11 protein-coding genes are annotated in these 14,314 nt (G+C 65.8%); 6 read left to right on the top strand and 5 right to left on the bottom strand.

Annotation, left to right across the window (positions count from 1 at the left end):
* Positions 1–335: 335 nt before the first annotated feature.
* Positions 336–1,727, bottom strand: a complete 1,392-nt coding sequence (locus AB3X99_RS01360) for an RsmB/NOP family class I SAM-dependent RNA methyltransferase (RefSeq protein ID WP_368615958.1) — start codon at positions 1,725–1,727, stop codon at positions 336–338.
* The gene (gene purN, locus AB3X99_RS01355) at positions 1,724–2,383 is read right to left on the bottom strand and encodes a phosphoribosylglycinamide formyltransferase (protein ID WP_069262756.1); all 660 of its coding nucleotides are present in this window, start codon (positions 2,381–2,383) and stop codon (positions 1,724–1,726) included. The genes AB3X99_RS01360 and purN overlap by 4 nt, the downstream gene beginning before the upstream one ends.
* A 190-nt stretch (positions 2,384–2,573) precedes the next feature.
* On the opposite strand from purN, the gene AB3X99_RS01350 reads away from it, so the two are divergent.
* The 6 genes from AB3X99_RS01350 (at position 2,574) to dut (ending at position 9,915) form a co-directional block, all read left to right on the top strand.
* Complete coding sequence (locus AB3X99_RS01350) at positions 2,574–3,569, top strand: bifunctional riboflavin kinase/FAD synthetase (RefSeq protein WP_342948507.1); 996 nt, start codon at positions 2,574–2,576, stop codon at positions 3,567–3,569.
* A gap of 141 nt (positions 3,570–3,710) precedes the next feature.
* On the top strand, positions 3,711–6,560 hold the full coding sequence (gene ileS / locus AB3X99_RS01345; protein ID WP_368615957.1) for an isoleucine--tRNA ligase: 2,850 nt from the start codon (positions 3,711–3,713) through the stop codon (positions 6,558–6,560).
* The gene (gene lspA / locus AB3X99_RS01340) at positions 6,560–7,075 is read left to right on the top strand and encodes a signal peptidase II (RefSeq protein ID WP_069262759.1); all 516 of its coding nucleotides are present in this window, start codon (positions 6,560–6,562) and stop codon (positions 7,073–7,075) included. Before ileS ends, lspA begins: the two co-directional genes overlap by 1 nt.
* A gap of 59 nt (positions 7,076–7,134) precedes the next feature.
* Positions 7,135–8,364: a bifunctional phosphopantothenoylcysteine decarboxylase/phosphopantothenate--cysteine ligase CoaBC gene (gene coaBC, locus AB3X99_RS01335; RefSeq protein ID WP_342948505.1), complete on the top strand. Its 1,230-nt coding sequence runs from the start codon at positions 7,135–7,137 to the stop codon at positions 8,362–8,364.
* Positions 8,365–8,431: 67 nt separating this feature from the next.
* A complete protein-coding gene (locus AB3X99_RS01330) occupies positions 8,432–9,436 on the top strand; it encodes an LLM class flavin-dependent oxidoreductase (RefSeq protein ID WP_368615956.1) in 1,005 nt (334 codons plus the stop codon).
* 32 nt (positions 9,437–9,468) lie between these two features.
* A complete protein-coding gene (gene dut / locus AB3X99_RS01325; protein ID WP_028205273.1) occupies positions 9,469–9,915 on the top strand; it encodes a dUTP diphosphatase in 447 nt (148 codons plus the stop codon).
* A 54-nt stretch (positions 9,916–9,969) separates the two neighbouring features.
* On the opposite strand, the gene AB3X99_RS01320 is transcribed toward dut, so the two are convergent.
* The 3 genes from AB3X99_RS01320 to clpS form a co-directional block, all read right to left on the bottom strand.
* Positions 9,970–11,385 (bottom strand): amino acid permease, encoded by a 1,416-nt coding sequence (locus tag AB3X99_RS01320; protein ID WP_368615955.1) that lies wholly within the window; start codon positions 11,383–11,385, stop codon positions 9,970–9,972.
* Positions 11,386–11,606: 221 nt separating this feature from the next.
* A complete protein-coding gene (gene clpA / locus AB3X99_RS01315) occupies positions 11,607–13,898 on the bottom strand; it encodes an ATP-dependent Clp protease ATP-binding subunit ClpA (RefSeq protein ID WP_069262762.1) in 2,292 nt (763 codons plus the stop codon).
* Positions 13,895–14,209 carry an ATP-dependent Clp protease adapter ClpS gene (gene clpS / locus AB3X99_RS01310; protein ID WP_028213389.1) on the bottom strand — a complete coding sequence of 105 codons (315 nt, stop codon included), beginning with the start codon at positions 14,207–14,209 and terminating at the stop codon, positions 13,895–13,897. The genes clpA and clpS overlap by 4 nt, the downstream gene beginning before the upstream one ends.
* Between the last annotated feature and the right edge of the window lie 105 nt (positions 14,210–14,314).

Below are 14,314 nucleotides of genomic sequence, written 5' to 3'. Positions count from 1 at the left end.
CAAGAAAGTGAAAGCGACTAGATGCGGTTGGACGGCATTCTACTAGAACCGTTCCAAGTGTTTGTAACAAAGGGAGATTTTTTTCTTTATTGGTTACGGCGTCAACGTCTGAAGTGCGTTTCGAGGCGCTTTGCCGCACCTCAACTGGCACTTTCCATGATATCTGACCCCATCTAATCTTTCACCGCGATCCCATGTGTCGCGCGCTCTACTGAGAATGCTAGTTCGAGCTGCACGGCATCGCCTGCTTATTCGATGCAGCAGGCCAGCGCGACTGTCGCGGACCATCCGGCTTCTCCCGCCGGACGGTCCCGCAAACGTCGTACCTGCGCCGCTTACTCCAGCGCGGCGTCCGGCTCGGCCGCTTCGCTTTCCTGCGCCTTCGCGATCGCGTCGGACGCCTCTTGTTCCGCGGCGGCTTCTTCAGGCGTGGTCTGCGCGCCGGCGGCCCTGGTCTTCGGCTTCGCTTCGCCGCGACGCTCCAGCACGGCGGCAAAGAAGCCGTCGGTGGCGTGGCGGTGCGGCCACAGCGAGAGGTAGTCGCCGGTATCGAGGCCCACACGCTGCTCGGCCAACACGTCGCGCGCACTCACCAGCACGAACTCGGGGTGCGCCTCGAGGAACTGCTTCACGACCGCTTCGTTCTCGGCTTCGAGAATGCTGCAGGTCGCGTAGACGAGACGGCCGCCACGCTTGAGCAGGCGCGCCGCGCTCGTGAGAATCGAAAGCTGCTTGGGCGCGAGTTCGGCGATCGACTCCGGCGACTGGCGCCACTTGAGGTCGGGGTTGCGGCGCAGCGTGCCGAGGCCCGAGCACGGGGCATCCACGAGCACGCGGTCGATCTTGCCGATCAGCCGCTTGATCTTGGCGTCGTGCTCGCTGTCGATCAGCACGGGATTGACGTTCGACAGGCCACTGCGCGCGAGGCGCGGCTTGAGCTTGGCGAGGCGCCGGTCGGACACGTCGAAGGCGTAGAGACGGCCGGTCGAGCGCATCATCGCGCCGAGCGCCAGCGTCTTGCCGCCCGCGCCTGCGCAGAAGTCCACGACCATCTCGCCGCGGCGCGGCGCCAGCAGCGTGCACAGCAGCTGGCTGCCCTCGTCCTGCACCTCGAACCAGCCGTTCTTGAACGAGTCGAGTTTCGCGAGCGCGGGCTTGCCCGTCACGCGCACGCCGAACGGCGCGAACGGCATTTCCCCGCCTTCGATGCCCGACTCGGACAGCGCGCGGATCAGCTCCTCGCGACTCGCCTTGATGGGATTGGCCCGCAGATCGAGCGGCGCCGGGTAATTGAGCGCGGCGGCCAGTTGCGCGAGTTCGGTGGGCTCAAAGCGCGTTTCCAGCGCCTTCATGATCCACTCCGGCAGATTCAGCTGCACGCGCAGCGGCAAGCTCGCCGGGTCGATCTTCGCGACGTGCTCGAGCCAGGTCGCCTCGGCGTCCGATACGAAGGGCCGGATCGCCGAGCGGCCCGCCGTCGCCATGAGGCCGAGCAGCGTGAGGCGGCGCGTCGGGCTGCCCGTGCCGCTTTCGGCCAGGTGCGCGAACTCCATGCGCCGGCGCAGCACCGCGAACACGGCTTCGGCGATCACACCGCGCTCGGCGTGGCCGAGCTTCGGATGCTCGCGGAAGAAGCGGCTCGTCACGGCGTCGGCCGGGCCCGTAAATTTGAGGACGTCGGCGAGCAACGTTTCGGTCTGTCCAATCAGAAATCCATGCAGTCTCATGCGCCCTCCCCGGCGGCTTGCGAGTCGTCAAAGAAGAGCCACTGTGGCTCGGCCGGCGTGAGCGTCACGCGTTCGCCGTCGAGCGCGAGGCGCCCTTCGACGAACCAGCGCACCGCGCGCGGGTACATCAAATGTTCGGTCTTGAGCACGCGCGCGGCGAGTGCCGCGGCGTCGTCTCCCGCGCGCACCGGAATTACCGACTGTGCGACGATCGGACCATGATCGAGCGTAGGCGTGACGAAATGCACCGTCGCGCCGTGCACGCGGCACCCGGCGTCGAGCGCCTGCTGGTGCGTCTTGAGGCCCGGAAACATCGGCAGCAGCGAGGGATGGATATTGAGCATCCGACCCGCATAATGGCCGACGAACGATTCGGTCAGCACGCGCATGAAGCCCGCCAGCACGACGAGGTCCGGCGCGTAGCCGTCGATGACTTGAGCGAGCGCCGTGTCGAAGCTGGCGCGATCGGGAAACTGGCGGTGATCGACGACCGCCGTGGCAATGCCGTTCGACGCCGCGAACGCGAGGCCCGCAGCGTCAGGACGGTTGGCAATCACGGCGGCGATACGCGCGCCCCAAGCTTCCTGCGCGCAAGCGCGCACGATGGCTTCCATGTTGCTGCCCCGCCCCGAAATCAGGATGACGAGATTTTTCATCCGCGGATTTTATCATCGGGGGGCCGGCTCAACGCTCGTGCGGCGGCGATCGTCGCCTCGTGCGTTTATAATCTTCTGTTTCGTCGCGGTCCTTGGGGCCGCGAGTGGCCAGGTCACCCGGTCAGCAGTCGATCATTAGCACGCGTGCTGCGCCAGCGCGCTTTTCGAGGTTCCACCAGGTTCCGCTATCGTGAGAGTCTTCCGCGGTCTTCCCAATGCCGAAAGCCGCGCGCCCTGCGCGCTGACCATCGGCAATTTCGACGGTGTCCACCGCGGGCATCAGGCATTGCTCGCGCGCGTGCGCGCGGCAGCCGACGCGCGCGGCCTGCCCGTCTGCGTGATGACCTTCGAGCCGCATCCGCGCGAATTCTTCAACCCGGCCAGCGCCCCGCCGCGCATCGCCATGTTGCGCGACAAGCTCGAAGCGCTGCGCGAGAACGGCGTGGACCGCGTCGTGGTCGAGCATTTCAACCACACGTTCGCGAGCCAGTCGCCCGAGGCGTTCGTCGAGCGCATCATCGTGGGCGGGCTGCACGCGCGCTGGATGATGATCGGCGACGACTTCCGCTACGGCGCGAAGCGCGCGGGCGACTTCGCTTCGCTGCAGGCCGCGGGCGCGCATCACGGCTTCGAAGTCGAGCAGATGGCGACCGTGGCCGACCCTTCGGGCGTGCGCATTTCCAGCTCTGCGGTGCGCGCGCAACTGAACGCGGGCGACCTCGACGCCGCGCGCGCTTCGCTTGGCCGCGGCTATCACATCAGCGCACACGTCACGCACGGCCTGAAGCTCGGGCGCGACCTGGGCTTCCCCACGATGAACCTGCTGATCGGCCACAAGCGGCCGGCGCTCAAGGGCATTTTCGTCGTGATGGTGCATGGCATTGCCGATCATCCGCTGCCCGGCGTCGCGAGCCTCGGCCTGCGCCCGACCGTGGACGACTCGGGCCGCGTGCTGCTCGAAGTGCATCTGCTCGACTGGCACGGCGACGCCTACGGCAAGCTCGTGCGCGTCGAGTTTCTCAAGAAGCTGCGTGACGAGGAGAAGTTTCCCGACCTCGAAACGCTCACCGCCGCGATCGCTCGCGACGTGGCGAACACCCGCGCGTGGTTCGCCGCCGTGGGCGCAGACGTGGCCGGCGGCGCCTCCACCGGCTTCGCCACCTCGGCCACCGACCGAATTAGGTGACCTGCGGCCCGCATGCGCGGGCTGCCCCGCCCCCAGGCGCCGCGTGCCCCCAGCACGGCATGCAGCGCCCGAGGCGACGGTTGCGCGGCATCGGCCGCAACGCTGACGCCATGCATCCCCCGAATTCCACGTGATCTCACCATGAGCGACAAGAAAGCATCCTCCGGCAAGCCGCAGAAGTCCGAATCGAAGTACCCCGTCAACCTGCTCGACACCCCGTTCCCGATGCGCGGCGACCTGCCCAGGCGCGAACCGCAATGGGTCAAGGAATGGGAAGAGAACCAGGTCTACGAGAAGATCCGCGCGGCTTCGAAGGGCCGCAAGAAGTTCATCCTGCACGACGGGCCGCCGTATGCGAACGGCGACATCCACCTCGGCCACGCGGTGAACAAGATCCTCAAGGACATGATCGTCAAGGCGCGCAATCTCGCGGGCTTCGACGCGGTCTACGTGCCGGGCTGGGACTGCCACGGCATGCCGATCGAAATCCAGATCGAAAAGCAGTTCGGCAAGTCGCTGCCCGCCCAGGAAGTGATGCAGAAGGCGCGCGAGTACGCGGCCGGCCAGATCGAGACGCAAAAGAAGGGCTTCAAGCGCCTGGGCGTGCTCGGCGACTGGAACAACCCGTACAAGACGATGAACTTCGCGAACGAGGCCGGCGAGATCCGCGCACTCGCGAAGATCATCGAGAAGGGCTATGTGTTCCGGGGCCTGAAGCCCGTGAACTGGTGCTTCGACTGCGGCTCGGCGCTCGCCGAGGCCGAAGTCGAGTACAAGGACAAGACCGATCCCACCATCGACGTGCTGTTCACGTTCGCGCAACCCGCCGAAACGGCGGCCGCGTTCGGCCTGCCCGCGCTGCCGCGCGAGGAAGGCGGCATCGTGATCTGGACCACCACGCCCTGGACGATTCCGTCGAACCAGGCGCTGAACGTGCACCCTGAGATCGACTACGCGCTCGTGGACACACAGCGCGGCCTGCTGATCCTCGCCGTCGAGCGCGTGGAAGCGTGCATGAAGGAGTTCGGGCTCGAGGGCAAGATCGTCGCCACGACGAAGGGCAAGAAGCTCTCGCTGCTGCGCTTCAATCACCCGCTCGCCTCGGCGCATCCGGGCTACAAGCGCACCTCGCCGATCTACCTCGGCGACTACGTCACGACCGACACCGGCACGGGCATCGTGCACTCTGCGCCCGCTTACGGCGTGGAAGACTTCGTGTCGTGCAAGGCGCACGGCATGGCGGATTCCGACATCATCAGCCCGGTGATGGGCGACGGCCGCTACATCGAATCGCTGCCGCTGTTCGGCGGCCTCTCGATCTGGGCCGCGAACCCGAAGATCGTCGACGCACTCGACGCCGCCGGCACGCTCCTGCGCAGCGAGAAGTACCTGCACAGCTACATGCACTGCTGGCGCCACAAGACGCCGATCATCTACCGCGCGACTTCGCAGTGGTTCGCGGGCATGGACGTGACGCCCAAGGACGCCGGCAAGACGCTGCGCGAAACGGCGCTCGAAGGCATCGAGGCGACGGCGTTCTACCCATCGTGGGGCAAGCAGCGCCTGTATTCGATGATCGCCAACCGCCCGGACTGGACGCTCTCGCGCCAGCGCCAATGGGGCGTGCCGATGGCGTTCTTCGTGCACAAGGAAACCGGCGAGCTGCATCCGCGCACGCTGGAGCTGCTCGAACAGGTCGCGCAGCGCGTGGAAAAAGAAGGCATCGAAGCGTGGCAGACGCTCGACCCGCGCGAACTGCTCGGCGACGACGCCAACCTGTACGAAAAGAACCGCGACACGCTCGACGTGTGGTTCGACTCGGGCACGACGCACTGGCACGTGCTGCGCGGCTCGCACAAAGATGAACTCCAGTTCCCGGCCGACCTGTACCTGGAAGGCTCGGACCAGCACCGCGGCTGGTTCCACTCGTCGCTGCTCACGGCATCGATGCTCGACGGCCGGCCGCCCTACAACGCGCTGCTCACGCACGGCTTCACCGTCGACGGCGAAGGCCGCAAGATGTCGAAGTCGCTCGGCAACGGCGTCGATCCGCATGAAGTGGCGAATCGTCTGGGCGCGGAAATCATCCGTCTGTGGATCGCCTCGACCGACTACTCGGGCGAACTGGCCATCTCCGAAGAGATTCTCAAGCGCGTGACGGAAGGCTATCGCCGTATTCGCAACACGCTGCGCTTCCTGCTCTCGAACCTCTCGGACTTCGACTTCGAGAAGCACGCGCTGCCCGCAAGCGAATGGCTCGAGATCGACCGCTATGCCGTCGCGCTCACGCATACGTTGCAAAACGACGTGCTCGCCCACTACGACCGCTACGAGTTCCACCCGGTCGTGGCCAAGCTCCAGACGTTCTGCTCGGAAGACCTGGGCGGCTTCTACCTCGACGTCCTGAAGGACCGCCTCTACACGAGCGCGGCGGATTCGAAGGCCCGCCGCGGTGCGCAAACGGCGCTGCATCACATCACGCACAGCCTGCTGCGCATCCTCGCGCCGTTCCTCTCGTTCACGGCCGAAGAAGCGTGGAAGGTGTTCCAGCCGCAAAGCGAAACCATCTTCACCGAAACCTTCCACGCCTTCCCGGACGTCGAAGGCGCGCCGGAGCTGATCGCCAAATGGACGCTGCTGCGCGAAGTGCGCGGCAACGTGACGAAGGCGCTCGAAGAGGCGCGCGTGGCGAACCAGATCGGCTCGTCGCTGCAGGCCGAAGTGCGCATTCTCGCGAGCGGCGCGCGCTACGATGCCCTCGCCTCGCTCGGCGACGACCTCAAATTCGTGCTGATCACCTCGGCGGCGGAAATCGTGAAGGTCGATAGCGAAGCCGAGGAAGGCGTCGAAGTGGTCACCTCGAAGTACCTCAAGTGCGAGCGCTGCTGGCACTACCGCGAAGACGTGGGCGCGAACGCGGAGCATCCGGGCCTGTGCGGCCGCTGCGTCGCGAATCTGTTCGGCGACGGTGAAAAGCGGAGCGCGGCATAATGGCAAAAACCCTGCCGAAGCAGTCCAGGTCGAATGGCGCGGGCGGCACGCTCGCGCCGTGGCTCGGAGTCGCGGTGATCGTGATCCTCGCCGACCAGCTCACGAAAATCGCCATCAACAAGGTGTTCAGCTACGGCGAAGGCCGCGTGATCACGCCGTTCTTCAACCTCGTGCTGGTCTACAACAAGGGCGCGGCATTCAGCTTCCTGTCGGCTGCGGGCGGCTGGCAGCGCTGGGCGTTCACGCTGCTCGGCGTCGTGGCGGCGCTCGTGATCTGCTATCTGCTCAAGCGCCACGCTACGCAGAAGCTCTTTTGCACGGCGCTCGCGCTCATCATGGGCGGCGCGCTCGGCAATGTGATCGACCGCCTGCTTTACGGCCACGTGATCGACTTTCTCGATTTCCACGTGGGCGGCTGGCACTGGCCGGCGTTCAACCTCGCCGATAGCGCGATCTGCATTGGCGCGGCGCTGCTGGTGTTCGACGAATTGCGGCGCGTGCGCGGCGCGCGCTGAGCGTGCGGGCTGCAGTCGGGCGCTAAAGCGCCAACTCTGGTCGACATAGGAGCTGTGACTTGAACACGTCCGCTGCAAACCCAGGCGAACTGGCCGGCCGCCACCTCGTGCTCGGCATGACGGGCGGCATCGCCTGCTACAAGATCGCCGAGCTCACGCGCCTGCTGACCAAGGCCGGCGCGACCGTGCAGATCGTGATGACCGAGGCCGCCACGCAGTTCATCACGCCGGTCACCATGCAGGCGCTCTCGGGCCGCCCCGTCTACACGAGCCAGTGGGACGGCCGCGTGCCCAACAACATGGCGCACATCGACCTCTCGCGCGAAGCCGACGCCATCGTCATCGCGCCGGCCTCGACCGACTTCCTCGCCAAACTCGCCCACGGTTTCGCCGACGACCTGCTCTCCACGCTGTGCGTGGCGCGCGACTGTCCATTGCTGGTCGTGCCCGCGATGAACCGGCAGATGTGGCAAAACCCGGCCACGCAGCGCAACGTCGCGCAACTGCGCGCGGACGGCATCGAAACGCTCGGCCCCGATTCCGGTCCGCAGGCGTGCGGCGAGATCGGCGACGGGCGCATGCTCGAACCCGAGGCCGTGTACGAGGCGATCGTCTCGTTCTTCGCGCCGAAGGTGCTCGCGGGCCGCAAGCTCCTGATCACCGCCGGCCCGACCTTCGAGCCGCTCGATCCCGTGCGCGGCATCACCAACCGCTCGAGCGGCAAGATGGGCTTCGCGCTCGCGCGCGCCGCGCAGCAGGCGGGCGCCGAGGTGCATCTCGTCGCCGGCCCGGTCGCGCTGGAAACGCCGTGGGGCGTGTATCGCGAAGACGTGCAGACCGCCCAGCAGATGTACGACGCGGTCATGCGCGCCGCGACCGACGCCGATGTCTTCATCGGCGTGGCGGCCGTGGCCGACTGGCGCGTCGATCACGTCGCCGAACACAAGATCAAGAAGACGGCCGAGCACCGCATGCCGACGTTCACGTTCGTCGAGAACCCGGACATCCTCGCCTCGGTCGCGGCCTTGCCGAATCCGCCGTACTGCGTGGGCTTCGCCGCCGAAAGCGGCGACCTCGACGTGCATGGCGAAGAAAAGCGCGCGCGCAAGAAGGTGCCGCTGTTGATCGGCAATCTCGGCCCGCTCACCTTCGGTCGGGACGACAATGAAGTCGTGCTGTTCGAGGCGGGTGGCCGCAAGCCGCTGCCGCGCGCGGCCAAGCAGGCGCTCGCGCAGACGCTCGTCGCCGAAATCGCGCGGCGTCTGCCGGACCCGAGCATCATCTCGTGACGCGCGCGCCGGCGCACCCGCGTGCCGGCGTGCGGCGCCGCGAACCCAGGCAAGGAGCAGTACTGCCATGACACTGCTTTCCGTACTCGACCAGTCGCCCGTCATCGCCGGGCACAGTGCGGCGGACGCCATCGCCGCCACCATCGAGCTTGCACAGCTCGCCGACGACCTCGGCTACACGCGCTACTGGTGCGCCGAGCATCATGGCCTGCTGGGCGTGTGCAACCCCTGCCCAGAAGTCATGCTCGCGCGCCTCGGCAGCGTCACGAAGCGCATCCGGATCGGCTCGGGCGGCATCATGCTGCCCTATTACAGCCCCTTCAAGGTCGCCGAGCAGTTCATGATGCTCGAAGCGCTCTTTCCCGGACGCGTCGATCTCGGTGTCGGACGCGCGCCGGGCGGCGACATGCGCACGGCGCAGGCCGTGGCCGCGGGCTCGTACAACCGCGGCGACCAGTTCGCGCAGCAAGTGCAGGATCTCGTCGGCCTGATGGACGGCACGCTCCCCGCCGATCATCTCGCGAGCGGCGTCGTGCTGCAGCCGCAGATCCAGACGCGCCCGCAGCTCTGGGTGCTCGGCTCGAGCGATTTCGGCGGCAACCTCGCCGCGCAGCTCGGGCTGCGCTTCTCGTTCGCGCACTTCATCAACGCGCACTTCGGGCATCTCGTGGCCGAGGCCTATCTCGACCGCTTCAAGCCGGGCCACGAAGCGAAGCCGTATCTCGCGTGCGCCGTGTTCGCGATCTGCGCCGACACCGAAGCGGAAGCCGCCGACCTCGAAAAGGCCGTCGACCTGCGGCGCGTGCAAATGGCCTACGGACTGAACGCGCCGATCCCGAGCCTCGAGCAGGGGCGCGCGCAGGAGTACGGCGAGCGCGAGCAGATCGTGATCGACCGCGAGAAGCCGCGCAGCGTCATCGGCACGCCCGAAAGCGTCACCGAGCGGCTTCTCGCCATCAAGGACAACTTTCGCGCCGACGAACTGATCGTGCTGACCGTTGCGGGCAGCTACAAGGCTCGTCTGCGCTCTTATGAACTGCTCGCCGAGGCCTTCCAGCTACCTCGCGCCTGAGCGATCCACCACCGCCCCCTCATCCTGACTTCATGAAAATCGACATCAAGATCCTGAACGAGCGCATGCGCGACCAGCTGCCCCACTACGCCACGCCGGGCAGCGCCGGCCTCGACCTGCGCGCGTGCCTCGACGCGCCGATCACGCTCGAACCGGGCGAAACGAAGCTCGTGCCGACGGGCCTCGCCATCCACGTGGCCGATCCCGGCTACGCGGCGCTGATCCTCCCGCGCTCGGGCCTCGGCCACAAGCACGGCATCGTACTCGGCAATCTGGTCGGCCTGATCGACTCGGACTACCAGGGCGAACTGATGATTTCGACCTGGAACCGCGGCCACACCACCTTCACGCTCAACCCGCTCGAGCGCCTTGCGCAGCTCGTGATCGTGCCGGTCGTGCAGGCGCAGTTCAACATCGTCGACGACTTCGAGGCGAGCGAGCGCGGCGCGGGCGGTTTCGGCAGCACGGGCAAGCACTGATCCAGGCGGCTGCGCCGACAACAAAAAAGCACGCCTTGGCGTGCTTTTTTGCGTTTAGACGGAGGCTTCGGTTCGCTGCGCCGCGCCGGGACGCCGACGATACCAGAGCGCATACACCACGACGAGCACCGCGAGAAACGCGAGGCCATAGGCGAGCGTCATGCGGAATTCGCGCGTGAAGGCCGTGCCGGCGAGAATGCCGAGCATCAACAGCGCACCCAGCACGCTCGTGAACGGAAAGCCCCACATGCGAAACGCGAGCGGCGCGCCGCCTTCGCGCGCCTGGCGCACGCGGAAAAAGATCTGCGTGACGAAGATCATGAACCACGTGAACATCGCGCCGAACATCGCGATCGACATCATCAGCGTGAACGCTGCCTGCGGCCAGAGCGCGTTGAGCACGGCCGCCACCGCAATGCCGATGGTGGACAGCGAAAGCGCTGCCGTCGGCACGCCGTGACGCGTGAGGCGCCCGAACGCCGCCGGCGCGTAACCCGCGCGCGAGAGACTGAACATCATGCGCGTGGTGATGTAGAGCTGGCTGTTCATGGCCGAGAGCGCCGCCACGAGCACGACGAAGTTGATCGCACCCGCCGCGTAAGGCACGCCTGTTGCGGCCATGACCTTCACGAACGGGCTCTCGTTGCCGCCCGCCTGGGTCCACGGCACGATGGCGAGCATGAGCGCGAGCGTGAGCAGGTAGAACAGCACGAGGCGCAGCACGGTTGCGCGAAACGCGCGCGTGACGGCGCGCTGCGGATCCTGCGCCTCGGCAGCCGCCACGGCGATCGTCTCTACGCCCAGGTAGCTGAAGAGCGAGACGATCGTCCCCACCCACACGCCCCACCAGCCTCGCGGCAGCAAGCCGCCGTGCGACGTGTAGTTCGCGAAGCCCACGCCGGAGCCGGCCGGCGCGCGCCATACGAACCATGCGCCCAGCACGATGAACGCAACGATGGCCGCGATCTTGAGGCTCGAAAACAGATATTCGATGGTGCCGTACGCGCGCACACTCATTGCGTTCACAACGATCAGCGCTGCTGAAAATCCGACGATCCAGTAGAGCCCCGGCACGTGGGGAAACCAGAATTTCATGTAGACGGCGATTGCCGCAACCTCGGTGCCCACCGCCAGCACGTACGCCGACCAGTACGCATAGCGCACGACAAACCCGGCGAGCGGCCCGACGTAGTGCTCGGCATACGCGCCGAACGAGCCCGATACGGGGTGCGCGACGGTCATCTCGGCGAGCGCGCCCATCAACAGCAAGGCGATCAGCGCGCCGATCGCGTAGGAAATCAGCACGCCCGGACCGGCAAAAGAGATCGCGAAGCCACTGCCGAGAAAGAGTCCGGTGCCGACTGCGCCGCCGATGGCGATCATTGTCATCTGCCCGGCGGACAAGCCCTGACGCAGCCCCTGTTCGCGCTCGACGATGGCTTCGAACGCGCCCGATTTACGTGGTACCACTGTTACACCCCTGCTACGCGCGAGACGCTACTCAGCGCCGCGCATCAAAAAACGCCGACGGCGGACAAACGTGCATTTTACCGGCTGATTGCCGGCAAACGGCGGGCGCGCCTGTGCGTCACGGCGCAACGTCTCTACCCGCCGGCGCCAAAGAAAAACGGCGCAGTCCTTTCGGACTGCGCCGTCTTGCCTGAAGGCTGTTTGCGCCGTAGCGCTGCCGCTTACTCCACTTCCACCGCTTCCGGATTGCGCGGCGCCGGCTGCTCGTCGAACGTGAGCTGGACCTTGTCTTCCGCATCGACGTCCACGGTCACGCGGCCGCCGTTCATGAGCTTGCCGAACAGCAGTTCGTCGGCGAGCGCACGGCGGATCGTGTCCTGGATCAGGCGCTGCATCGGCCGCGCGCCCATGAGCGGGTCGAAGCCGTGCTTGGCCAGATGCTTGCGCAGCGCGTCGGTGAAGACCGCGTCGACCTTCTTCTCGTGCAGCTGGTCTTCCAGTTGCATGAGGAACTTGTCGACCACGCGCATGATGATTTCCTCATCGAGCGCACGGAAGCTGATCGTCTGATCGAGCCGGTTGCGGAACTCGGGCGTGAACAGGCGCTTGATATCGGCCAGTTCGTCGCCCTGCTCGCGCCGGGTCGTGAAGCCGATCGTCGACTTGTTCATTGCCTCGGCGCCCGCATTCGTCGTCATGATGATGATGACGTTGCGGAAATCCGCCTTGCGGCCGTTGTTGTCGGTCAGCGTGCCGTGGTCCATCACCTGCAGCAGCACGTTGAAGATGTCCGGGTGCGCCTTCTCGATTTCGTCGAGCAGCAGCACGCAGTGCGGCTTCTTCGTGACGGCTTCGGTGAGCAGACCGCCCTGGTCGAACCCGACATAGCCCGGCGGCGCGCCGATCAGACGGCTCACCGCATGGCGTTCCATGTACTCCGACATGTCGAAGCGGATCAGCTCGATGCCGAGCGTGAACGCGAGCTGGCGCGCCACTTCGGTCTTGCCGACGCCGGTCGGGCCCGAGAACAGGAACGAGCCGATCGGCTTGTCCGTCTTGCCGAGACCCGCGCGCGCCATCTTGATCGAAGCCGAGAGCGCGTCGATGGCCGGATCCTGGCCGAACACCACGGCCTTGAGATCGCGGTCGAGCGTTTGCAGCTTGCTGCGATCGTCCTGCGACACGCTTTGCGCCGGCACGCGCGCGATCTTCGAGATGATTTCCTCGATCTCGCTCTTGCCGATGGTCTTCTTCTGCTTCGACTTCGGCAGGATGCGCTGGGCCGCGCCCGCTTCGTCGATCACGTCGATTGCCTTGTCGGGCAAGTGACGGTCGGTGATGAAGCGCGCCGACAGTTCAGCCGCCGCGTTCAGCGCGCCCGACGAATATTTCACGCCGTGGTGCTCTTCGAAACGCGACTTCAGACCGCGCAGGATCGCCACGGTTTGCTCGACGGTCGGCTCGACCACGTCGACCTTCTGGAAGCGCCGCGACAGCGCCGCGTCCTTCTCGAAGATGCCGCGGTATTCCGTGAACGTCGTCGCGCCGATGCACTTGAGCGTGCCCGACGAGAGCGCCGGCTTGAGCAGGTTCGACGCATCCAGCGTGCCGCCCGACGCGGCGCCCGCGCCGATCAGCGTATGAATTTCGTCGATGAACAGAATGGCGTGCGGACGCTCTTTCAGTTCTTTCAGCACCGTTTTGAGGCGTTGCTCGAAGTCGCCGCGATATTTCGTGCCCGCCAGCAGCGCGCCCATGTCGAGCGAGTAGACCTGGGCATCCGCGAGAATGTCCGGCACTTCGCCGCGCGTAATGCGCCAGGCGAGCCCTTCCGCGATCGCGGTCTTGCCGACACCGGCCTCGCCCACGAGCAGCGGATTGTTCTTGCGGCGGCGGCACAGCACCTGCACCACGCGCTCCACTTCCAGTTCGCGACCGATGAGCGGATCGATCCGGCCGTCCTTCGCCATCTGGTTCAGGTTCTGCGTGAACTGGGCGAGCGGGGTTTCCTTCTGGCCGGCGGCGTCTTCGGCTTCGGCATTCGCGTCGCTGGCCTTGGCGGCTTCGCCGCTGCCCGTCTTCGCGATACCGTGCGAAATGAAATTCACGACATCCAGACGCGTGACGCCCTGCTGCTGCAGGTAATACACCGCGTGCGAGTCCTTCTCGCCGAAGATGGCGACCAGCACGTTCGCGCCCGTCACTTCCTTCTTGCCGTTGGAAGTGGACTGAACGTGCATGATCGCGCGCTGGATCACGCGCTGGAACCCGAGCGTCGGCTGCGTATCGACGTCATCCGTGCCGGGCACCGTAGGGGTGTTGTCGTGAATGAAGTTGCGCAGGTTCTGTCGCAGGTCTTCGATATTGGCGGCACACGCGCGCAGCACTTCCGCCGCTGTTGGGTTGTCCAACAGCGCCAGCAGCAAATGCTCGACCGTTATGAACTCGTGCCGTGCCTGACGTGCTTCCATGAACGCCATGTGCAGGCTGACTTCCAGTTCCTGGGCAATCATGCTTCCTCCATCACACACTGCAGCGGATGCCCGGCCTGCCGTGCGTGGGTAACGACTTGCTCAACCTTGGTCGACGCGATGTCCCGCGTATAGACCCCACAAACACCCCTGCCCTCGCGATGGACCTTCAACATGATCTGCGTTGCGGTCTCGCGGTCCTTATTGAAATATTCCTGCACGACCATCACGACGAATTCCATCGGCGTGTAGTCGTCATTCATTAGCACGACCTTGTACATGGAGGGCGGTTTGACCTTTTGCTCCTGCCGCTCCAGTACGGTTGAATCCTGCTTGTCCGGGATAATCGCCATACACCCATTCTAAACAACTCGGACAGGCCCGCAATCCTGCCGTAACCTGACCGGCCGGCCGGTGAACCCGGCGCTCCCGACCTGCGACCCGCTGCAAGCAATTCA

The sequence above is a fragment of the Paraburkholderia sp. BR10882 genome, from assembly GCF_040948855.1.
GTDB lineage: Bacteria > Pseudomonadota > Gammaproteobacteria > Burkholderiales > Burkholderiaceae > Paraburkholderia > Paraburkholderia nodosa_A.
Note: the sequence above shows the minus strand (reverse complement) of the source record. Positions and strands in the feature narration are given on the sequence as shown.

What these genes read in the sequence shown, in the direction of transcription:
- AB3X99_RS01360 (WP_368615958.1), bottom strand. Translation starts at nt 1,727, where the DNA reads ATGAGACTGCATGGATTTCTGATTGGACAGACCGAAACGTTGCTCGCC.
- purN (WP_069262756.1), bottom strand. Translation starts at nt 2,383, where the DNA reads ATGAAAAATCTCGTCATCCTGATTTCGGGGCGGGGCAGCAACATGGAA.
- ileS (WP_368615957.1), top strand. Translation starts at nt 3,711, where the DNA reads ATGAGCGACAAGAAAGCATCCTCCGGCAAGCCGCAGAAGTCCGAATCG.
- lspA (WP_069262759.1), top strand. Translation starts at nt 6,560, where the DNA reads ATGGCAAAAACCCTGCCGAAGCAGTCCAGGTCGAATGGCGCGGGCGGC.
- AB3X99_RS01330 (WP_368615956.1), top strand. Translation starts at nt 8,432, where the DNA reads ATGACACTGCTTTCCGTACTCGACCAGTCGCCCGTCATCGCCGGGCAC.
- dut (WP_028205273.1), top strand. Translation starts at nt 9,469, where the DNA reads ATGAAAATCGACATCAAGATCCTGAACGAGCGCATGCGCGACCAGCTG.
- clpA (WP_069262762.1), bottom strand. Translation starts at nt 13,898, where the DNA reads ATGATTGCCCAGGAACTGGAAGTCAGCCTGCACATGGCGTTCATGGAA.
- clpS (WP_028213389.1), bottom strand. Translation starts at nt 14,209, where the DNA reads ATGGCGATTATCCCGGACAAGCAGGATTCAACCGTACTGGAGCGGCAG.